At 61.9% G+C, this 21,336-nt stretch carries 16 protein-coding genes; 7 read left to right on the top strand and 9 right to left on the bottom strand.

The features are described from left to right. Positions 1-211: 211 nt before the first annotated feature. Positions 212-1,483, top strand: coding sequence for a gamma-glutamylcyclotransferase family protein (locus ACRQEC_RS04970; RefSeq protein WP_284889319.1), 1,272 nt, complete (start codon positions 212-214; stop codon positions 1,481-1,483). Between the two features lie 12 nt (positions 1,484-1,495). After that, entirely contained in the window at positions 1,496-2,281 is a 786-nt protein-coding gene (locus ACRQEC_RS04965; RefSeq protein WP_284889318.1) for a hypothetical protein, read from the top strand. Positions 2,282-2,356: 75 nt separating this feature from the next. Here ACRQEC_RS04965 and ACRQEC_RS04960 read toward each other — a convergent pair whose 3' ends face one another. Both ACRQEC_RS04960 and ACRQEC_RS04955 read right to left on the bottom strand, forming a co-directional pair. After that, the gene (locus tag ACRQEC_RS04960; protein WP_284889317.1) at positions 2,357-3,346 is read right to left on the bottom strand and encodes a glycosyltransferase family 2 protein; all 990 of its coding nucleotides are present in this window, start codon (positions 3,344-3,346) and stop codon (positions 2,357-2,359) included. 63 nt (positions 3,347-3,409) lie between these two features. Further along, complete coding sequence (locus ACRQEC_RS04955; RefSeq protein ID WP_284889316.1) at positions 3,410-4,711, bottom strand: MATE family efflux transporter; 1,302 nt, start codon at positions 4,709-4,711, stop codon at positions 3,410-3,412. A 121-nt stretch (positions 4,712-4,832) separates the two neighbouring features. Between ACRQEC_RS04955 and ACRQEC_RS04950 the strand changes: the two genes are divergently transcribed. Next, the gene (locus ACRQEC_RS04950) at positions 4,833-5,720 is read left to right on the top strand and encodes a glycosyltransferase family 2 protein (protein ID WP_284889315.1); all 888 of its coding nucleotides are present in this window, start codon (positions 4,833-4,835) and stop codon (positions 5,718-5,720) included. A 61-nt stretch (positions 5,721-5,781) separates the two neighbouring features. On the opposite strand, the gene ACRQEC_RS04945 is transcribed toward ACRQEC_RS04950, so the two are convergent. The 4 genes from ACRQEC_RS04945 to ACRQEC_RS04930 all read right to left on the bottom strand — a co-directional run bounded on the left by ACRQEC_RS04945 (position 5,782) and on the right by ACRQEC_RS04930 (position 9,153). After that, positions 5,782-6,861 (bottom strand): acyltransferase family protein, encoded by a 1,080-nt coding sequence (locus ACRQEC_RS04945; RefSeq protein ID WP_087070498.1) that lies wholly within the window; start codon positions 6,859-6,861, stop codon positions 5,782-5,784. 87 nt (positions 6,862-6,948) lie between these two features. Then, positions 6,949-8,016 (bottom strand): NAD-dependent epimerase/dehydratase family protein, encoded by a 1,068-nt coding sequence (locus tag ACRQEC_RS04940; RefSeq protein WP_087070499.1) that lies wholly within the window; start codon positions 8,014-8,016, stop codon positions 6,949-6,951. A gap of 32 nt (positions 8,017-8,048) precedes the next feature. Beyond that, complete coding sequence (locus ACRQEC_RS04935; RefSeq protein ID WP_234984475.1) at positions 8,049-8,423, bottom strand: DUF2304 domain-containing protein; 375 nt, start codon at positions 8,421-8,423, stop codon at positions 8,049-8,051. Continuing rightward, positions 8,398-9,153: a glycosyltransferase family 2 protein gene (locus tag ACRQEC_RS04930; RefSeq protein ID WP_284889314.1), complete on the bottom strand. Its 756-nt coding sequence runs from the start codon at positions 9,151-9,153 to the stop codon at positions 8,398-8,400. Before ACRQEC_RS04930 ends, ACRQEC_RS04935 begins: the two co-directional genes overlap by 26 nt. A gap of 126 nt (positions 9,154-9,279) precedes the next feature. Between ACRQEC_RS04930 and ACRQEC_RS04925 the strand changes: the two genes are divergently transcribed. Beyond that, positions 9,280-10,698 (top strand): glycosyltransferase family 39 protein, encoded by a 1,419-nt coding sequence (locus tag ACRQEC_RS04925; protein ID WP_284889313.1) that lies wholly within the window; start codon positions 9,280-9,282, stop codon positions 10,696-10,698. Between the two features lie 114 nt (positions 10,699-10,812). On the opposite strand, the gene ACRQEC_RS04920 is transcribed toward ACRQEC_RS04925, so the two are convergent. After that, complete coding sequence (locus ACRQEC_RS04920) at positions 10,813-13,260, bottom strand: glycosyltransferase (RefSeq protein WP_284889312.1); 2,448 nt, start codon at positions 13,258-13,260, stop codon at positions 10,813-10,815. Then, positions 13,257-14,768 (bottom strand): hypothetical protein, encoded by a 1,512-nt coding sequence (locus tag ACRQEC_RS04915; RefSeq protein WP_284889311.1) that lies wholly within the window; start codon positions 14,766-14,768, stop codon positions 13,257-13,259. The genes ACRQEC_RS04920 and ACRQEC_RS04915 overlap by 4 nt, the downstream gene beginning before the upstream one ends. Positions 14,769-15,008: 240 nt before the next feature. On the opposite strand from ACRQEC_RS04915, the gene ACRQEC_RS04910 reads away from it, so the two are divergent. From ACRQEC_RS04910 to ACRQEC_RS04900, 3 genes are read left to right on the top strand one after another with little or no spacing between them, the layout of a single operon-like run. Then, entirely contained in the window at positions 15,009-15,935 is a 927-nt protein-coding gene (locus tag ACRQEC_RS04910) for an ABC transporter permease (RefSeq protein ID WP_087070504.1), read from the top strand. Positions 15,936-15,959: 24 nt separating this feature from the next. After that, positions 15,960-17,210 carry an ABC transporter ATP-binding protein gene (locus ACRQEC_RS04905; RefSeq protein ID WP_284889310.1) on the top strand — a complete coding sequence of 417 codons (1,251 nt, stop codon included), beginning with the start codon at positions 15,960-15,962 and terminating at the stop codon, positions 17,208-17,210. A 54-nt stretch (positions 17,211-17,264) separates the two neighbouring features. Continuing rightward, on the top strand, positions 17,265-19,103 hold the full coding sequence (locus ACRQEC_RS04900) for a glycosyltransferase family protein (protein ID WP_284889309.1): 1,839 nt from the start codon (positions 17,265-17,267) through the stop codon (positions 19,101-19,103). A gap of 32 nt (positions 19,104-19,135) precedes the next feature. Here the strand turns inward: ACRQEC_RS04900 and ACRQEC_RS04895 are convergent, their stop codons facing one another. Beyond that, a complete protein-coding gene (locus ACRQEC_RS04895; protein ID WP_284889308.1) occupies positions 19,136-21,187 on the bottom strand; it encodes a glycosyltransferase in 2,052 nt (683 codons plus the stop codon). Between the last annotated feature and the right edge of the window lie 149 nt (positions 21,188-21,336).

Here is a 21,336-nt window from a genome sequence, read left to right as displayed (position 1 = left end):
TCCTTTCGTGGGTCAGTTCCTGGCTAATTCTACCCGGAACTGCGGGGTAAGGAGTCAGCCCATTCCGCCGCGCCACAATGTGCGATGCGAGGGCGACACAGGCGATCTCCACAATTGTGCCGCTCGGAGGGTTTAGGCTGGAAGCATCGTCCACGCATCGCGGCCTGGATTTAGCACCACTCCGGGGCGCGAACAACTCGAGGAGGTTCTCTTGAAGAGGTATTCATACGCGCGCGCCCGCACCCCCGGGCTGATGGTTGGCGTGATCGCAGCGCTGGCGCTGATCGCGAGCTCGCTGGGGCTCATGCCGGCAGCGCAGGGTGCGCCCGCTCTGGACGAGGGCGCGGGAAACTACTATTTCTTCAAAAACTCTCTCACCTCGGGTACGGCCGATATGGAGATGTCCTACGGGCGGCATACGGACGTGGTGTTTTCCGGGGATTGGAATGGTGACGGGCGGGACACCCTGGGCGTGAACCGCGGCTCCGATTTCTATATGAAGAACACTTTCTTGTCCGGGGACGCGGATATCCACTTCAAATTCGGGCTGCCCACCGATCAATTCCTTATCGGCAATTGGGATGCGGTAGTGGGCGATACGGTCCTTATTCGCCGCGGCAATACGTATTTCGTGCGTAATGAGCTCACCACCGGAGGCGGGGAACATAGCTTCACTTTTGGTGAACCCGATGATGAAGTGATCGCGGGGGATTGGAACGGGGACGGCACCGATACCCTGGCCATTCGGCGCGGCAATATGTTCTATGTCAGCAATGTGCTCGACGATGATGAGAACTTCACGGTCTTCTCCTTCGGGCGCCACGGTGACACGGTCCTCGTGGGTGACTGGGACGGGGACGGCATCGATAGTTTCGCGGTGCGCCGCGGCAATATGTACTACGTCAATAACTCGACCGTGTCCGGTGGGAACGCTTCTACCGAATTCTCCTACGGGCGGCACGGGGATAACGTTCTGGTGGGTGACTGGAACCGCGACGGGGTGGACACCCTGGCGGTGCGCCGCGATTATGTGCCGCCGGCTCCCAATAGCGAGCGCCCACCCAACCTTGATCCTAATTCCGGCGGGTACCCTATCCTGGTTTACGGAACGCTGCGCCAGGGCGAAGAAGCTGCCTTCGTGGTCAATAACTACTCCGGTATCAAAGAAAGCTGGGTGCCGGGTTATGAACTGTGGATCACTGGCCCGCGGTGGAATCCGTGGCCCTGGGCTCTTCCCGGCCCGCATGGGCTGCGCGGCGACCTCCTGAAGTACGGACCGTGGAATTACGATGCCAAAGTGGCCCAAATGGATGATTGGGAAGGCTATGTTCCGGGTAAGAACCCTGCCTATATGAATTACACCCGTGACCTCGTGACCACCGTGGACGGGCCGGCGTGGATGTACGTGGCAACGAAATGGCGGCAGGATTTCGCGCGGCGCTGGGGCTACGTTGTACCCCACGGCGATTTCCACCGCTTCTAAGGGGATGACGTCATGAAAAAGAAAGACGATGAGACGATGCAGAATTCTCACACCACTCCTTCTTCCATCCCTGGCCTGCGCCGCCGGGCACTAGGAAGCTCGCTCGCCATTATCGGCGCGGTAGCGGTTCTTGGTTTAGGCGGATGCTCCAGCGTTGCGGTGGGGGATCCTGACCCGGTGACCCCGATTCCGGTGGCTACCGCCGCGCCGAGTATGCCGGGAGTTTCCGGGGCGTCCGGTACCGGGAATCGCACTATGCAAGACCGCGCCGCCGTAACCGACGGCTCTGACGGTTCTGACAGTTCTGAAGGTGGCCGCCCGGTTACGGTTGCGCCCAGCGGGGACGTGGAAGCTCAGCTTGGGGTGCCGGTAGGTCTTTCGGTCGACGGCGCCACTCGGGCGGCCTTCACTTTGACAGTCACGGATATTACCCGGGCACAGGAGTGCCCCTCGCGCATCGCAGATCCAGCTGTTTTCACTCCTGAGAACGGCACCTTCCTCGTGGTTGATCTCAGCGCGCAGATGGCAGCTGATTATGCCGCCTACGACCCGGATGCTCCTTTCCTCACCCTGGATCGGGATGCTTTCCATCTCACGGACCGGGAAGGAAATATCCAGGAAGATAGCCACACGGTGGCATCCTACGGGTGTTATACCACCGCGGAGCTGGTCACTCCCTTTATCAATCCGGGGGAAAGCGCGGCCGGCAAGGTGGTCCTGGAAACCTCCCTGGAGCACGGTTACCTGGTCTACAATCCCTGGGGCGTGCCGGGATCGGGATGGCGCTGGGCTTTCTAAGCGCCGCCCGTCATCCGCTCCTAGTCCGCTCCCAATTCGCGCTTAAGCCGTTCCTACTTTGATCGCAATCCGCTACTAATCCGCGATGGCGTAGGTGCTGCGCACGTAGCGCAGGTAGATCTTGCGGTAGAGCGCCGGGCAGGTACGCAGCAGGGCGGCTCCGGCCGCCAGCTGCGGGCGGGCCTGCGCGGTAGCGCGCAGCATGGGCAAGCTAATAGCACGCCGCGCCGCGCGCACAATATCGGCGGTGTCTTTCTCCGAACGCATGGCCGATTGCGCCAAGATCATCATGGCGAGGGTGCGGTACACCAAAAAAGCGGAAAGGTTCTCCGGTTCTGCCATCCATTCCGGCCCGAGTTGCTCGGCTAGGAAACGTGCGGCATCCTCGTATTCTTGCGGATCGGGAACGCGACCCCAGGTGAGAGACTGGGTGCCCACCACGTAATTGGCCAGAGCATCGGGAATTGAGGTGACGCGCCGGGCCCGGGAGAGTGCTATCGCGGCAACAACCTGGTCTTCCCCGCGGTGAATATGCTCCGGGAAACGTAGATCCTGGAACGTGGAGGCGGCGAAAAGTTTATCCCAGAGGAACGGGGTGAGGTTATCGGTAAGGAAGGCACGTACCGCCTCCGGGCCCGCCAAGGTGCCGAGGAAACGGGAATGTTCGGTGCGCGTCTGGCCATTGGAGAGGTGAATGGTGCGCCCGCAGCACACCACATCGGTATCGGGCACGTTTTCTACCTCACGTAGCATGCGTTCCAGATAGGTAGGTTCCCAGTAATCATCCCCGTCAAGGAAAGCAATATAGTCCCCGGAGGCGCGCTCAAGGGCGGAGTTGCGGGCCCCGGATACTCCGGTATTGTTCTCGTGGTAGATCACGGTGAGGCGGTTATCGGCAAGTTCTTTTTCCAGGTCACGCAGCACGCCGGCAGTGTTATCCGGGGAGTGATCATCCACAACGATGAGCTCCACATCGGGCATGGTTTGGCCCAGGACCGATACAACCGCGCGCCGAATAGTGTCCTCACCGCGGTAGGCGGGAGTGATAACGGATATCCGTGCCATGATTCCTCCTAGGTCAGCTCAGTAGTCTCCATGGTACCCGCGCGCCGCTCCGGTGCTAGCTCGCTATCGAGTGCGGCGCACCAGACCGAAGATATGGCAGATGCTCCCCAGCAGCGGGCCCACCACCAGGGAGGTAACCGTGCGCGTTTCCAGGCAAACGGGGAGGAGCATAATGGCGACGGAGACCACCAGGGCCACGCACCACCCCAGGATATTGAGCCGGTGGTGATCAGCAGCCAGCGCCACCGCCCCGGTCAGGGTAAGAAGAGCCAGGCAGGCCGCGGCAAGCACCAAGAAGCCCAGGATCAGGGGCGTATTCGCATAAGCCGGCCCGAAAATAACCGCCATGAGCCACGGGCCGCACACGGCAGCAGCCAGGGCGCCAATCCCGCCAATTCCGCCCACAATAACGGCCAGGCGCAGCAAATAGCCGCGGGTGCGTTCGGGGTGCTGGACAAAGACCGTGATCACCATGGACTGGAAAGCCACCAGGGGAAGCATGAGGGGAGCCCGAGTCACGGACACCGCTTGGATAAGCGGGGCCGCCTCAGAGAACACCACCGGCTCGGTGGTCAGGCTCATGAGGAGCGGAAAACCGTTAATAAGAAGCGCGCTGGCCCCGGTCGCGGCCATGGCCAGCAGGAGGCGGCGCACCAAACCCCGCGGCGCAATATTAATGCGGGTGCGTGCCAAAGCCCGCACCCCCGGCGCGGCGCTGAGCAGCAGCCAGGTACCGCAGGCCAGCACGCAGGCGAGGGCGTAGAGGTGGAGCGCAAGGCTGAGATATCCGGCCACCGCAATGAAGAGGAAACGCAGGGCCGGCTCCAGCGACGTGAGAGTACCGAAAATCTTCCACTTCCCGCGCCCCGCGAAAACTCCGAGGAGCCCTAAATGCACGCTATTGAGAAGTACCCCCAGGGCGATAAAAGCAATGAGGAGCCCGCGCCCGGAAAACCCGTGAAAGACCCGCAGCCACAGCGGCGTGGCAGCTAGCACCAGGAGCGCGGCGCATACACCCACCCCCGCGCAGATGAGCACCGGCGAGGTGCGGTAACGCGGGCCCGCGGCCCCGGAATCCACACCCGCGCGGCTTTCTCCGGCGTCACGGTTGTCCACGCGTTCGCAGCTTTCCACCCGGTCCCGGCGTACCGCCCGCGTCACTTCATTTTGAAGGCCCGCCACGATGGCAATAATGGCGAAAAGGGCAGCCCAGAAGGTCAAAAACAGGGTGTTATCGGCAGGGGAGAGCGAGCGCGCACTCACCACCGTAATAAAGAAACCGGAGAGTGCCCCGGAGGCACCCCCTAAGGCAACGGGCAGCGCAGCCCCGGCAGTTTCTGAGCTCTGGCCAGCGGCGGTGGACATCACGGATGGCCTTTCTCTTCGCAGGATTTCTTAAGTATAGGGTGCGCCCGTGCCATAATAGGCGCTAGTACGGATGGCGGCGAAACGGAAAGTCGCTTCGCCACAGAAAGGATCACGCCCGATGCGCCTCGATATCATGCTGCCCTTCTGGGGGAACCCGGACTACCTCTTCCAAACCGTGGAATCGGTCCTGGCCCAGGATAGCGATGAGTGGAAGCTCACCGTGGTGGACGATTGCTATCCCGATGAGAGCGTTCCCGACTACTTCGCCCAGCTGCATGATGAGCGCATCACCTATATCCGCAACGAAACGAACCGCGGCATTACCGAAAACTACGAAACCTGCCTGAAGCTGGCCACCGCCGAGTACATGATGTTCATGGGCTGCGATGACATCATGGAACCGAATTTTGTTTCCACCATCCAGGCCGCTATTGCCGCCCACCCCACCATCGATATTATTCAGCCCGGGGTGCGCCCCATTGATGCGGAGGGCACCGTGATTTCTCCGCTGGGGGACCGTATTAAAACCTCGCTGCGCAAGCGCTCCACCCGGATGGGCAATGTGATTTCCGGGGAAGGTGCGGCCGCGGTACTCCTCACCGGGGATTGGCTTTACTGGCCCTCGCTCGTTTTCCGCACCGAGACCATTCGCGCCACCCCCTTCCGCCCCGGCTTCCCCCTCATCCAGGACCTCGCTATCGTCGTCGATATGCTGGCCGCCGGCGCCTCCCTGCTCGTGGAGCCGACCGTGTGCTTCCGCTACCGCCGCCATGATTCATCCGCCTCCGCCTCCAAGCTTCTGGACGGCACCCGCTTCGCCGGGGAACGGCGCTATTTCGCGCTCGCGGCGGAGGAGATGAAGCGCCGCGGCTGGACCAAGGCCCAGCGGGCGGCCCGGCTGCACGCCACCTCGCGCCTCTACGCCGCCACCTTGCTGCCGCGGGCCCTCAAGGAGCGCAGCTCCACCGGGGTACGTACCCTGCTGCGTTACCTGCTCGGCAGCTAGGCCCGGCGTCGTCGTTCTTAGTACGACGACGCACGCACCGCAGCGCGCTTCTTCGCACCCACTAGCGCGCCGGCGCGCGCAACTCCCCGAAGGGATTCTTTTTGCCGCGCGAAGCCCGCATGGCGGGCCGTTCCACCAGGAACCAGGAGAATGCCGCGCCCAGGGCGGTGAGCACGAAAAGAACCGCGCAGAAAACCAGGTAGGGCGCCGCGTCGGCCAGTCCGAGGCGGGTGAGCAGCTGGGTGAGCGGGAATCCCCAAATGTAGATGCCGTAGCTGAAATCGTGGACTTGGAAGAGGCGCGGGGAGGGGAGCGTCTGCCCGATCCACAGCAGCACGTAAGTGAGGAGCGGCGCGGAAATCTGCGGCCCGGAATGCGGGGCCACCACCATAATCGCCACGGCCGCAACCGTTGCCCCCAGCGCACCCCAGGTGGTGAGGCTGAGGCGGTCTTTCGCCAGGAAAAGTAGCGAGCCACCGAAGAAGAAAGGCAGCAGCCGCGAGAGCTGGTCGAGGGTGCCGTTCATGGTACCCAGGTAGACCGTGGCGGTGGGGAGGAAGACCCGCAGCGCGCAGGTGCCCAGGAAAATCACGGCCGTGGGCCAGATATGCCGCTTGAAGAAGGGGATGGTGAGCAGCGCGCCCACAATGAGGTAGCACACGAACTCGTAGTAGAGCGACCACAGCGAGCCGTTCCAGGCAATGGGGTAGGGGACATTGTGGAGGGTATCCGCGATGCCCCACTGGTTCATGTAGAGGAAGAAATTGCCCAGGATATAGCTGATCGGCGTGGGGCCGGTGGTGAGGTAGCCATCCAGGGTGCCGTGGTCAAGGATGTAGACGAAGGGCGCGAGGAGGAACGCCGTCACCACATTGATAAACAGGAAGGCCGGGAAAATCCGGACCACGCGGTTCTTGAGGTAGCGCCCCACGTCTGAACGCAGCCGCGCCGCGGTAATGAGATACCCGGAAATCATAAAGAAACCGAAAACAGCCCAGGCACCCACAGATTCGCCGGGTGTGATCTCGAATTCCCCGACGAGCTGGGTTACCGGCCCCACGTGGTGGAAAAGTACCATCAGCGCAAAAACAAGCCGAATCAGATTCAGCGAATTATTGCGGGGGTCAAGCCATGTGCGCATACGTTCCTTCGCGTGGTCCCATCGCGGCGGGGCGACGACGCCGCTGGTGCCGGGTCGTCGCCGCACGCCGCGCTGCGGTTATCGGGTTTAGAGATACTGGGTCTGGGTGTTAATCCAGGAAGCAAGGCGCGTGAAGCCTTCTTCCACGTCCACTTCGGCCTCGAATCCGAGGAGTTCGCGGGCAGGTGCCGGATCCGCCCAGGCGTGGCGTACGTCGCCGTGGCGCCACTGGCCGGTGATCTTCGGTTCGGGAGCTCCGTAAATCTTCGCGATAATCTGGGCCGCTTCGAGGATAGTGGTGTAGTGGCCCGCCCCGATATCCACGGAGACTCCCGGGCACTTTTCAATTTCGATCATCTTAATGAGGGCGCGGGCCACATCATCAATAATGATGAAATCGCGGCGGATAAGGCCGTCTTCGTAGACGGAAATTTGCTGCTTATTGTAAGCAACCCGGCAGAAGAGGGACATGATCCCGGTGTAGGGATTGGAGGGGGTTTGGCCCGGGCCGTACACGTTTTGCAGGCGCACGATCCCGATCTCACAGCCGAAAGCATCGCCCCACATGCGTAGGAGCTGCTCCTGGGCGATTTTGGTGACCGCGTAGACCGAGGACGGGTGCGGTTCCACCAGGGCGGCGTTCATGGCCACCGGCTCGGCCTCCGGGAAATCCCACTCTTCTTTTTCAAACATGGCCACGGTACGTGAACCGGGGTAGAACAGCTCGCCGGCGTGCTCTCCGGAGGTGTGCCGCCAGGCACCTTCACCGTAGACCGCGCGCGAGGAGGCAAGAACAATGCGCTGCGGGATGACCTGGTGACGCGCGAAGGCATCGAGCATCGTGGTGGTGCCCACCACGTTCACGGAGGCGTGCCGGGTGGATTCGGTCAGGGACTGCCCGGTTCCGGTTTCCGCCGCCAAATGGACCACAACATCCGGGGTGAAGCGCTCCAGCAGGGTATCCCAGGCGGCCGGGTCGGTCACATCTGCTTCGTAGAGCTCCACGCGCTTATCGAAGCCGGCTGTGGGCTGGTGATCCGGGTGGATCTGCGGATGCAGGTTATCGAAAGCGATAACCTGCTCGTGATGGTCGGCGAGGTACGTTGACATCGCCGCTCCGATGAAACCGGCACCACCGGTAACAAGAATGCGCATGGAAGTCCTTCCTGTATTGATGCACATGAAGTTTACGCCTCGGCTGGGGGCGCAGCGCGCTCCGCGCGCAGTAAAGCTATTTCTTCAGCCAAACGCCGCCGGTCTTCTTCCAAGCGGGAGACGGCGGTGGACAGCTGGATCGTCACCATAAGAAGCACCACGCACGCGATCACCAGAATCATATTGGAGGCGCGTTTGAAGCCGAGGGCTTGGGAGACGAGGAAAACAACCTGGGGCCAGATCGAAATAACGAGCAGGCCAATGCCGATAAGGAACCAGATATACACGTAGGTTTGTTTCATCCGCCGCGAGCGCAGCAGGATGAATAGGTACACGAGGAAGAGGATGCTCGCGGCGATCGGCAAGAGGCGGTAGAGCACGTTATTGCCTTCCTTCGGTTCCGTCAAGATCTTTTTGGCCGGGGCGGGTAGAGGCTACCGCCATGGCGATAATACCGCGCAGCAGCAGGCGCGCGGCTTTCAGCGGGTTATGGGAGGGGGTGCCGCCCTGCCGTTCGCGCATCTCCACACCCACCTGGGTAACGCGCAGCCCGGCTTTGCTGGCGATAATAAGAGCCTCGATGGTATCGCCTAAATATTCGGCCGGGAGTTCATCGGCGAGTACCCCGATGGCCTTTCGGTTCGTGAGCTTGAAACCCGAGGTGGTATCCGTGAGCCGGGTGTGATGCACGCGGGAAAGTACGCGGGAGAGGAAGCGCATGGCCCAGGCGCGCGGGCCGCGCACCCGATAGGAGCCCCGTTCGGCGAAACGTGCCCCGATCACAATATCGGCACCGGTAGCGTCCATTTTTTCGAGGAGGCGGGCAATATCTTCGGGGCGGTGCTGCCCATCGGCATCCACCTGCACGGCGCGGTCAAAACCGTGGCGCCAGGCGTACAGGTATCCGGTGCGCATCGCCCCACCCACACCGAGGTTAATGGGCAGGTTGAGGACTGTTGCCCCGCCGGCCGCGGCCACTTGGGCGGTGGCATCCCGGGAGCAATCGTTAATGACCACGAGGGATGCGTGCGGTACTGCCTGGCGTAATTCGGTGAGAACCGCCGGCAGCGCCTCTTCTTCATTCCAGGCCGGAATGAGGACGACGAGACGTGGGTGCCTGTCTTGCTCAGAAGTCATTCTTTGATTTTAGGCCATTTAAGCCCGGGCTTGAATGAACGCCCGTGCTGTGTGCCCTATATGAGGGGCGGTACTTCGCGATAAGATAACGCGGCAAGTGAAACGTTGTCCATCTCAAGGAAATCCATGGTTGCAGCCACACACGCAGATGTCCGGGCACCTCAGGCCGCTTCGTCTTCTCAACCCTCGACGCATCGGGCGGCTTTGGTATCGCGTTTGCGCAGAATCAGTGCCGGACGCCCCTGGGTGGTGTGGTTAGCCGTTCTGGTGTTCTTCGGGATTCTGGGCGGGGCACTCAATCTGCACTTCATCATCACCAATCCGCACCTGTCTCCCTTCGATGAATACGTGTACCTCGATGCGGTTGATAAGGCCGGTCGCGGGGTCGTGGTGCGTGACGGCATGACCACGGATGCGTACGCCCGTGAGGTGCTGGCCTGCCTCGGTTTTGGTTCCAATCCGGTCAGTTCGGCAACTATCGGGGTGTGCGGGGGTGATTTCCCGGATGAGAAACTCCCCTTCGCGGGCTACACCACCGCCGGGGTGCATTCCCCGGTCTACTACTTCCTCACCGCCTGGCTGGCTAAGCCGTTTATGATGCTCGGGATGGGCTTGCTGGGCAGCGCTCGCCTCACCAGCGTGCTGTGGTTGGTGCTGGGGATGACGGTCCTTGCCTGGGGAATGCGCCGCGTTGGTGCCACCTGGGCGATGGCGCTCACGGTGCCGCTCCTCATCACCTCCATGCCCACCTTCCGCACCACAAACTGCTATATCACCCCGGATGCGCTCAATCTCCTGGTGGGCACCCTCATTCTTTTCGGGAGTATTTTCTACGCGCGCCGGCAATGGTCTCTCGGCTGGCTGCTCCTTATTGCCGCGGTGGCCTGCGTGGTGAAAATGCAAAATATTTTCGCGGTGGTGGCGGCCCTTATATTCCTGGTGTGGTACCGGATGCGGCCCGGAAACGGCTGGGGGAAGAAAGCTGCCACTGAGCCCGCCACGTTACCGCGCTGGTGGGAAATTGGCACTCTCGGGCTGGTGTCCGCGGTAGCGGGCGGGGCATGGTTGGTGATTCGCCCCTTCATTACGGTGGCACGCCCGGATATTGTGGTGGATCCAACCGGGGTGCTCGATCTGCGCCAGTTGCCCTATATGACCGATGATGCGCTTCAAATTGTTTTCGCCGGGATTGGTGGGACAGCCGAGCAATACCCGAAGTCACCCTTCGCGAGCGTGGCGCTCTGGCTGGGAATCACCGCCATTGTGAGCGTGGCCTGGATCCTGGAACGCCGCTCTACTATGGAGCAGCGTTTCTGCCAGGCAGCCGCGGTGTCCTTCCTCGGTATCGCGCCGGGGGTGGTGCTCGGTTTCAATATCCTCGCCGGCTCGCTCACCTTTATGCAGCACCGCTACGGGATGGTTCTTATCCCGCTCTTCTGCGCGGCTGCTGCCTGGATTAAGCTGCGCAATTCCGTAACCTGGGGCCTGGCAATTGTGACCGCCTGCATGTACGGCTACGCCCTCATTATTCCCTCGGCAACGTAGGGCGGCAGCGCGGCAGCTTGCCCACAATGCCAGCGGCATGAACATGAAGATGCCCGCGGAACGCAACGAGCGTCCGCGGGCATCTGTGCACCTGCCGCAGGTGCACGAGGCGTCCTAGATGTACTTGCGCAGCCGGGACTTCACCTTGGAGGCCAGCACCTTCGGGCCGCCGGTGCGCAGGTAATCCACCACGAGTTTGAGATCGCGCACCGGGTTGAAACCGGGGTCGATAAAGCCGAGCATGGTTCCCGGCACATCGTCGCCGGCGCGGAAAGCCAGATCCGCGGCCCGGCGCGGGTGCCGGCAGAACTCCAGCAGCGGGGCCAGCGCCCGATCCCAGTGGAACTGCTGGGCGAAACCGGCAATATTCGCACGTGCGCGGGCCGCTGCGGCGTCGTCGTATAACAGCGTTTCGAGTGCGGCGGCGAGGGCCTCCACGTCGCGCGGAGGGACCGAGATGCCGATGCCTTCGCTATCGAGGGCGTTCCCGAAGGAATCCCCGCTGGTCGCCACGATCGGCAGGCCCGCCCACAGGTAGTCGAGGATGCGGGTGCGGAAGGAGAACTGGGTTTCCACGTGCTCGAAATGGGTGGAGACCCCCACGTTTGCGTCCAGCAGGTAGTTCTGGCGTTCGTGGTAGGGGACCCAGTCGTGGTTGAAGAATACAAAGCGGTTGGTGAGCTCCAGCTCATCGGCCAGGGCCACCGCCTCGGAGGCGACCCGCATGGCCGGCACCCCGGGATTCGGGTGTTTCATCCCCAGGAAGTAGAGGCGCACATCCGGGTGGGTGCGGGAAAGCTGGGCGACCGCGCGGATGAGGGAGAGCGGGTCGAACCAGTTATAGACCCCGCCGCCCCACAGGATCACCTTGTCATCCATGCCGATGCCGGGAACCTTCCCGCGGATGGCGTGCTCGGTTTGGCGGGGCGCTTCTTCGCCCAGGCCGAAGGGCGCAATATCGATGAGGCTGCGCACATCCGCGCCGTCGGGGAGGACGTTGCGGTTGATGCGGCCCATGCTCGCCAGCTGCCCGAGCCAGAAATTGCGCTGCTTATCCGAGGCGCACAGGAATTTATCGGCACGGGCCAGCTGCCGGTTGAGCACTCCGGTCACCCCGGTAATGGAGCGTTCGCGGCCCTCCGGGCCCTGGTCGCGGGCCTGCTCGAGCTGCTCGAGGTGCATGGGATCGTAAATATCGGCCACGATGATTTTTTCCGAGCTCATGAGCCACGGGGCGCTTTCCAGCAGGAAGCCCTGGAAAATAATGACATCCGCCCAATCGGTGCAGGCGCGCAGGGTATCGGTATCGCCATTGTGGATCTCAAAAGCCTGGGGGGCTACCTTGCCAACACCGGCCGTGGAACACAGCCGCACCGGGTGTTCGAGCGCCAGGCGGGTGCACATCTCCCAGGCCCGGATAGCCGGCCCGGCCATTTTTTCCCCGATGGGTTCACCGGTCACCACCAGCACCTTCGCCTGCCCGGAAAAACGCTTCGCGATGCCGAAGAACCGCGCCAGTGCCTCGTGGAGGTCCAGGTAGCGCGGCAGCGGATAGGCCGGCTCCATGGCATTACGCATGAGGGTAATAATTTCCGCATCGGATTTCTTGCGGCCGGCCTGGATCTCCCGGCGTGATTCCACGAGGGAGGGCAAAATATCGCGGAAATACGACACCGCGTAAGGGGCGGTGGCCGCCATTTTCGTGATGGTACCTTCTGCGGCACGGTAGGAATCCGGGCCGCGGCGCTCCTCCACTTCGCTGCGTTCCGCGCTGCGCTCCAGGGCGAAAGCGAGGGCGGGAGCGAAAACCGTGCGGAGCAGGTCATCGCCGAGATTCTTGTACAGGCAGGCCAGCGCATTGCGTTCCAGGAAATACGTTTCTCGGAAATTCCCGAACTTCTTCATGGTGACGTGGTGGCGGTGGTAGGCCACCGACTCGGGCACGTAGCGCACATCGTATCCGGCCAGGTTAGCGCGCCAGCCGAAATCAGCATCCTCGTAGAACATGAAGTAGCGGTCATCGAAACCGCCCAGTTCCTCGAAAACGTGGCGCGGCACGAACATGGCGGCCCCGGTGGGGAAGAGCACATTCTTCGGGGTATCCCAGGCGCCGGTATCTTCCCGCTCCGCCTCGCGCTTGTAGCCCATCCCGAACCACGTCATCGAGGAATCGACGAAATCGATTCTGTCGCCTTCCCAGGTGAGCACCTTGGAGGCCACGCAGCCCACCTTCGGGTCTGCCTCAATCGCCTCCACCGCGGCGCGAATCCACGTCTTACCGGGCCGGGCATCATTATTGAGGAACGCCAAAATATCTCCGCGCGAATGCTCCACCCCGAAGTTGCAGCCCCCGGTGAAGCCCAGGTTGGCGCCCGATTGCAGTACCTGGCAGTCGGGTAGTTCGGCGCGCAGGCGCTCGTAGGAACCATCCCCGGAATTATTATCGACGACGACGATCTCTAGATCCTGCGCGGGCCAATCACATTCACGCAGGTAGTGCGCGGCGGCAATCGTATCTTCCGCCCCGCGGAAATTGACAAGAATAACGGAAACAGAGGTCACTTGCGTTCTCCCTTGAGAGTGCTGGCCAGACCGCGCAGCGCGCGGCGCAGGTGGGGATGCTTGCGGGCACCGGGCTTGCCGGGCTCCTCGTATAGCTGGGTGGTTTCCACCCGCTCATAGGCGTGGATGGGGGAGTGTAGCGCGGCGAGGGCCGCTGCAATACCGCCGTTTTCCTGGGCGACGAGGCTGGTGAGAGAGTGATCGTCGTCGTACGTATTCTGATCCAAACGATAGTTCCCGGACAGGGCCCCGAGCACAAAATCACGCTGGGCGGTATCCGCGGTGATCACGCGATCCGCAACGCTAAGCGTTTCGTTGAGGACGCTGGCGTTCGCGCCCACACTTTCGGTGCCGGTCACCCCCACCCAATCGGTGCGGACCATCGCGGTGAGATTCGCGGTGGTGACATCGGCAATGACCACCCCGTGGGTTCCGCTCCAGGGAACGGCGCGGGCAGGGAGATTGAGAATATAGGTCACGGCAATTGTTTCGACGGCGCTGGCCATATCGCGGCGCGCCGCTCGGAACGGTGCGGTGGGATCGGCGCTGCGCTCGCTCAGCTCTTTGCTTTCCGGATCCCACAGGTAGAGCGGCTCGGGAAGAGCGCCGGCAATCTGCTCGAAACGGGCGCGGGCCGCGGTATCGGAAGCCGCCACCGCGAAAGCGATCCTCGGCTCATCATCGCGGCGCACATCAGCGAAAGCGGTTTCTAGGAAGTCCCGTTCGGCGGCGGGAATACCGGCGCTGGCCCAGACCCGGTCCAGGAAATCGGCCATATGGGGCAGACGGCGATCCGGGATACGGGCGGCGGCGGTGGCCGCGGCGTGCCGATCTTCCAAGCCGGCCAGGGAAGCGCTCCAGTCGCGTACCACCTGGGCACCGCTGAAGGTGGTGGAGGGGACCGGGAGGGAGGGGACGTCGTCGTTCCCGGGGCGGCGGGCAAGATCCAAGGCCGCGGTATCCACCCTGGAGCTGCGGATCGGGTGATCGATCAGCGCGGTGAACAGCGGGGCGAGGAATTCCAGCTGGTAGGCCGGGGAAAGATTCTTCGTGAGGACACGCAGGTAATCGGCGGTATCCAGATCTTGGGTGCCGGCTTCGAGGAGCGCGGTGGTGCGCTGCTCACCCGGTACTCCGGCGGCGCTCAGGCGCCACTGGGCATCCACGGCCAGGGCCGGAAGCGAGAAAGCGGTATCGAGGCCGCCGCACAGGTGGAGCGCCCGCGAATCGAAAGTGTAGACCGGGGCGGGAACCGCGAGGACATTTCGGGACGCGGGGGTTTCCGCAGCCGCACACCACGCGGTATTGCGCCCCGGGCTGGCCAGGAGCTGCGCGAGGGCAGTTTTCGTGACGGCACCGGGAGCGGTCACTACCGCGGTGATCGTTTCTCCCGCCGCGAGATCCGCGCGCGGGGCGGGCTGGCCCGGAATGAGCTCCGCAACACGGTAGGGGAGAGCCCGCGCTAAAGCCGGCCCGGCTCCGGCGGGAACAAGAACACAAACACTCATGACTGCCTATCATCCTCCGCGGGGCGGCAAGCGCGGCTCGCGTAGCCGCGGCGGCTCCCGGGTGAAACTTACTTTCTCTATCGTACAAGGCGACGCGAGGTAGCGCTGACGGTGCGCGGCTGCGCGCGGCTGTGCGCGCGGCTCTGCCTCCAGCTAGGTAATATGAGACAGATAGGTGCATACGCGCGGCTAACCCGGGTGGGGAGCCATCAGCGCGCATGCCGGCAGGAAAGGTCGGGTATGGCAGCAGAGCGCGAACGCGAGGTGAGCCCCGAAGCGCAAGCACGCTTCGAGAAACTCGCCAGCCAGGATCTCACGCGCGTGGCTATTGACACCGGGTTCTTTAGCGGGTGGCGGGCTTCCGTCCGCGATATTTTCGACCATCGCCACCTCCTGGGCCTGCTCACCCGGCGCGAGCTCAAAGCACGCTACAAGGATTCGGTGCTCGGGTACGTCTGGACCTTGGTGCGGCCCCTCATCAACCTGCTCATCTACTACTTCGCCATCGGCAAGGTACTGGGCGCCGAACGTGCCATCCCCGATTTCGCCATCTATGTTTTCGCAGGGCTGACCGCCTGGGGGCTTTTCTCCCAGATCGTGGCGGCCTCCACCGGGGCGATCGTGAGTAATTCCGGGATCGTCAAGAAGGTCTATCTCCCGCGTGAAATCTTTCCGCTCTCCGCGGCCGGTGCGGCTTTTGTGGACTTCCTCTCCCAGCTGGCCATTCTGGTATGCGGGGCCCTCATTATTCGGGGGGTGCCGTGGGGGAGCGCCCTCATCTACTTCCCGATTTCCCTGGCCGTGGTGGTGGTGTGGGCGGTGGCCTTCGGGCTTTTCCTTTCCGCCGCGAATGTTTATCTGCGGGATGTGCAATACCTCGTGGAAGTCATTCTCCTCATCGGATTCTGGCTCACCCCCTCCGTCTATTCTTTCGCGATGATCGCCGGGGCGGCCCCCAGCTGGATGATTAACCTCTACCTCCTCAACCCCACCTCGGTGGCGGTTATGGGCTTCCAGCATTCCTTCTGGGCGGCCGGGCAGGATGCCCTGCTGCCCTCCCATCTGCTCACCCGCCTGGGGATTTTCCTTATCATCGGGCTGGTGCTTCTCTGGCTCGCGCAGCGCTACTTCGCCCGCATGCAACGCAATTTCGCGCAGGAACTCTAAAAGAAAGGCGAGTCAAGGATTCTCATGTCACGTCCCGACGTCATTCAAGTTGATGGAGTTTCAAAGAAATTCATCGTCCACAAAGATAAATCCCTCAAGGAACGCCTGGTCAATGCGGCTCGTTCGCGCACCCACGCGGAAGAATACTGGGCGCTTAAGAACGTGTCCTTCAACGTGGCCGCCGGGGAATCGGTGGGCCTGGTGGGGGCGAACGGTTCGGGTAAATCCACCCTCCTCAAAGTGATCGGCGGGATCCTCACCCCCGATGCCGGGCAGGTCCGCACCCGCGGGCGTATGGCCGCGCTTCTCGAATTAGGTGCCGGTTTCCACCCGGATCTCACCGGGATGGAAAATATTTATCTCAACGCTTCCATCCTGGGCCTGTCCGAAGCGGAGATCGACGCCCAGCTTGATTCCATTATTGAGTTTTCCGGGATTCGGGATTTCATCCACACCCAGGTGAAGTTCTATTCCTCCGGGATGTACGTGCGCCTCGCTTTCGCGGTGGCGGTGCATTCCGACCCGGATATCCTGCTTGTGGACGAAGTGCTCGCGGTGGGTGATGAGCCCTTCCAGAAGAAATGCATGGAGAAAATTCGCCAATTCCAGCGCGAAGGGCGCTCCATTATCCTGGTGTCACATTCCGCGGCCCAAGTGATCGAGGTGTGTGATCGCGCCGTCGTTCTGGATAAAGGCGCCATGGTTATGGTGGGGGATGTGCGCGACGCGATGTCCCGCCTCCACCAGGGCTACCAGGAACAAATGCTCGCTGAACTCGCGGAAAAGAACGGCGGGGTGCTCACCGCGGTGGATACCCACCCGTGCAGTATTGACAATGCCGCGATTGTGGACGGCGTGCGTACCTCCGACGACGGGCTTTTCGTGCATATTTCCGGTGATACCATGCGCATTGCCTTCGACCTGGTGGCCCACGAACCCATGCGCGATTACGGCGTGGTGGTAGAAATCGCCACCATGAACGAGGGCACCCCGGTTTTCGGGATGTCCAGCCGCCGCCTCCAGCTTCCCCTCCCCGCGGTAGAAAAAGACCGTGCCACCATCATGGTGGTGCTTCCCGACCTGCATATCGGGGAGGGCGATTACATCGTCAATCTCGCGATTCTCAACAGCGCCGATATTGAAATCGAACGGCGCAATAGCGTTGCACTCTTCACCACCAAATCCGATGGCATGACCACGGGATTCGTCAAAACCTTCCCCGAAGTCTATGTTCACAATGTTAAGATCGAGGCGGGGAGCGGAACCGAGCAATAATACCGTTCGCGGTCACCACCGCTCCCGCGGATAGAGCGGATAGAGGGGAACCACGTGCCAGTTATCGAAGCCCACCCACGCAGCGTGCCGCTGCGGTGGCGCACCCGCGGCTTCGCGGGCCTGGGCGCCCTCCTCTACTCCATCGCCCTGTCCTTTATCTACGGCGTGAACGCGTGGGCCATCGGCCCGGTACACGCCTGGGTGGCCGACCTCGGGCGCCTCCAATGCGGAACCGAATTCCCGCGCCTGTACCTGCAAGAAGGCCGCTGCCCGATCATCGGTTTCCCGGAAGGTACCGCCACGGTCAACGGTGGTATTTTTAGCCGCGCGGCCACCTTCTTTGCACTTATTTTTCCTGGCGACGACGCCGCCGCGCTCTCTGCGTGGTACCTCATCTGGATCCTCCTGGCACTGGTGGGCGCGTACGGGCTGTTCTTCTGGCTCACCTCGCACCGCCTGATCGCCGGGATAGCGGCTGCGGTATGGATGATCAACCCTTCCGTTATCGGCATGGGGAATTTCGGTACCACCTTCTGGGGTGCGCTACTCCTACCCGCCACCGTCTACGTGGGCGTGGTGCTGCTGCGGCTCTGGCTGCGGCCACCCTGGTGGCGCCGGCTTCTCGCTGTGGCTGGCTGGTGCGGGGTTCTCACCTGGGCTGTTTTCCTTGACGGTTATTCTTTCGTCATGCTCGGTTTCACTGCCGGGGTGGTGGTTATTGTGCTACCGCTGCTGCGCGGGCGCAGCGGCCTGCGGGATGCCGGTCTGGGCTTTGTTTATATGGCGGTGGCCAGCGCCGTGGCGCTCATGGTCTATTACCGCAGCGCCGGTGGGACCCTGGCCGGTATGGGTACCAGCGAAGATTTCTTCCGTTCCATGGGCGTGGATATTGCCACCACGGTTATCCCCACCTCGAGCGTGTGGTGGGCCGAGCTCTTTGGAATCGGGCTGGATGCGGATCTGCTGTGGGGAGACGGCACCAACGTCCGCTGGAATTACATCGGCATCACTGCGCTGGTGTTGCTTGTCTGTGTGCTGGTGTGGGCGCGCGGGTCGCGCCGCTACGTGCTGCTGTGGGTGGGCGTGGCGCTCGTGGCCTTTGTTATTGCCCTGGGGCCCTCGCTGAAATGGTGGGAAATTCGCGGTCCCCTAACCCCACCGATTCAGGTGACTGATTATCTTATGCCCCGCGCGGAAGCCTTATGGACCTTCCCGTGGGCACCGCTCTACGAGGAACTTCCCGGCCTTGATCTCATGCGGGCTATCTACCGCTGGATGCTGGTGGTTCGCCTGGCCCTGCTCGCGGCGCTCGCGAGCGGCATCAGCGCGCTTTTGCGCCGGGAAGCACGAGGCAGCTGGCGGCGGGTGGCCTGCGGAATCTTGGCCGCGCTGGCGGTGCTGGCTTCCGCCCCGAACCTCGCGGGCTTGGCGGTAGGCGCTAGCGACCGGGCCACCCATCTTGAGGAGCTTATCGGTGAGATTCCGGAAAAACTTGATGCTGCCTTGCCAGACGATGCCGTGGTGGCTTTCAGTTCTCCGGTCTCGGGCGGTAATGATTTCCTAGCCGGGGTGATCGCGAGCGAATCTGATTTGGTCCTCTACAACACTTTCGGCGATAAAGACGTGGCCCGAGCTCGGGAAAACTGGACTCCGGAAATGCAGGACGTGATCGGCTCACACGCGAACTTCGGGCATTCGGTGTGGCAGGTGCTCTATACCGGGCAGGTGCAAGCGGTGGTCATCCCGAATTTTGATTTCCGCTGGGGAATAGAACAGGGATCCACGGATACTTTCGCCGCGGAAGCGCAGACCCTGCGCGAGCAGATTGCTTCCGACCCGCGCCTGCGGATAGAGCCGCACGCGGACTTCACCATCGTCACGCTCGCGGAGTAACGCACTGGTGCACTAGTGAGCAAGCGGCACGATCAGGCGCGCGTGATTCCCGCAAAGTCAAAGGCGGCCGCGAGATCCTGGTGGAGGCGGGGCACGCCCATAATCTCCTGAATATGGCGTTCACCCGCGGTAGAGAGGCGTTCCCACAGCTCATCATCACGCATACCGTCCACAATGGCCCGCGCGAAGTCCTCTGGGCTATTGGCGATCAGTGCGGTGCGGCGGTCATCTAGACCCATGCCTTCCGCACCGATATCGGTGGTCACAATAGGCACGCCCCAGGAAAGAGATTCTCCAACCTTGCCCTTCACGCCGGCACCGTAGCGCAGCGGCGCGATAGAGAGCCGAGCCGGATTATACACATCAGCTAAATCAGCGGCGTAGCCGCGTAGCTTCACGCCGTTCCCCTCGAAAACGCGCAGCGATTCCGGCGGGTTCTTCCCGTACACATTGACCTCAACATCGCCCAGTTCCTCGCGGACCAGCGGGTGCACCTCAGTGAAATACCAGTGCAGGCCATCCGCGTTCGGGGGATGGGCGAAAGAACCAATAAAACTAATGCTGCGCCGCCCCCGCAATCCCGCGGGGTGCTCCACCGGGACGTGCACATTCCCCACCACAAAGACCGGAAGCTCGGGATGGTCCGCATGCAGCATCTTCGCTTCCTCGGAAGAAACAACCAGGGTCGCGGTGCTGGCCCGCATCACCCCGAGCTCCAATTCCTTGGTTTGATGCGCGGCAGTGATAAGGGCATCATCACCGGCCAGTTTCGCTTCGCGTAATTCGCGGGTGCCGTGCAGGTCCACCGTGTCAAAAATAACGGGGACGCCCGGAAGTGCATGGGTGATGGGGAAGATGCTTGCCGCGGCTACTCCGACCCGGGAGAGTATCACCCCGCGCACATTCCCGCGCAGCAAGATGGTGAGAGCTTGGGCGCTAATATTCGCGCGTCCCATATCGTTATAGGTGTCGTAAACAACCTGGATGCCGTATTTAGTTAGGTTGCCGACATAAGGTTCGTGACGGGTTTTGTTTTGCGGAATGAAGACGGGTTGGTATCCGAGCCGGAGCAGTTCCAGCAGGATTTGTTCCATCCGCACCGAGCCGGAGTCCAGATCCGGGGTAATAACAGCGCCGTCGCACACAATAACAACATTTTTCGTATGCACGGCGCGTTCAATCTCAAAATCGGGGTCCTCTTCGGGACTCAGCGGCTGCGAGGCCAGTTCAGCGGCCCATTTTTGCCGGAACTTATCCCGATTGATGACCTGGTAGCGTTTTGTTCCCGACGAGGTTTCGGTGCCATTCGATACACCCTCGTGGTGAACAACAAGGGAGCGCGGTTCATAAACGGTGCGGTAGCCCAGGCGCCGCACTTCAAAAGCCAGATCAGTATCTTCGTAGTAGGCGGGAATATAGCGCTCATCGAAGCCACCCAGCTCATCAAGAATCGACTTGCGCACCGCCAAACAGGCACCGGAGCAATAATCCGCATCCCGGAAATAGGTATAGGAATGATTCTCGGGATTATCGCCTTTGCCGTAATTCCAGGCACTACCGTCAGAAAAAACGACCCCGCCCGCTTCCTGCAATGTTCCATCGGCGTACACCAAGCGCGCTCCCACCAGCCCGATGCTGGGATCTTCCAGGCGTTCCACAATGGGCAGGAGCCAGCCGGGATTCACTTCGGTGTCATTATTGAGATAGACAACGATCTCACCACGAGCATGCTGGAGGCCGGTATTACAGGCCCGAATAAAGCCGCCGTTTTTCGGCATATGAATAACCCGCAAGCCAATAATGCGATCCAGTTTCTTACCGGTGGAATCCGGCGAACAATCATCCACCGCGATGATTTCATAAGGAATATTCCCCGCGGTTGCCGCCAGTGCCTTGAGGCAGGCAAATGTTTCCTTCCAATGCCCGTACACCGGAATAATGATGGACACTAGGGGCCTCTCCGAACAGGGAACCCGGTAGAGAACCTTCTGGAGCACTTTGCGACCGGCAGCTTCCGCACCCGGAACGTGGCGGAGCACGGAGCGGAGGGCGGCCTTGGCCGAGGAAGAAGAAATATTCGTCACGGCGGAATCCTTTTGTTGAAGAGGCGGCATCGGCTTTCTGTTCTTGAATTGTACTGTAGCGGCCCCGCGGCACGCGGGAGGCGAGGACGTGGCGGTGCCGCGGAGGGGGGAAGCACAGGTATAGCGATGCCGCGGCGGGTGAAGAACGG

This window comes from Actinotignum saccati (assembly GCF_051265055.1).
In the GTDB taxonomy this organism is placed as follows: domain Bacteria; phylum Actinomycetota; class Actinomycetes; order Actinomycetales; family Actinomycetaceae; genus Actinotignum.
This window is presented reverse-complemented; position numbering and strand designations above follow the sequence as displayed.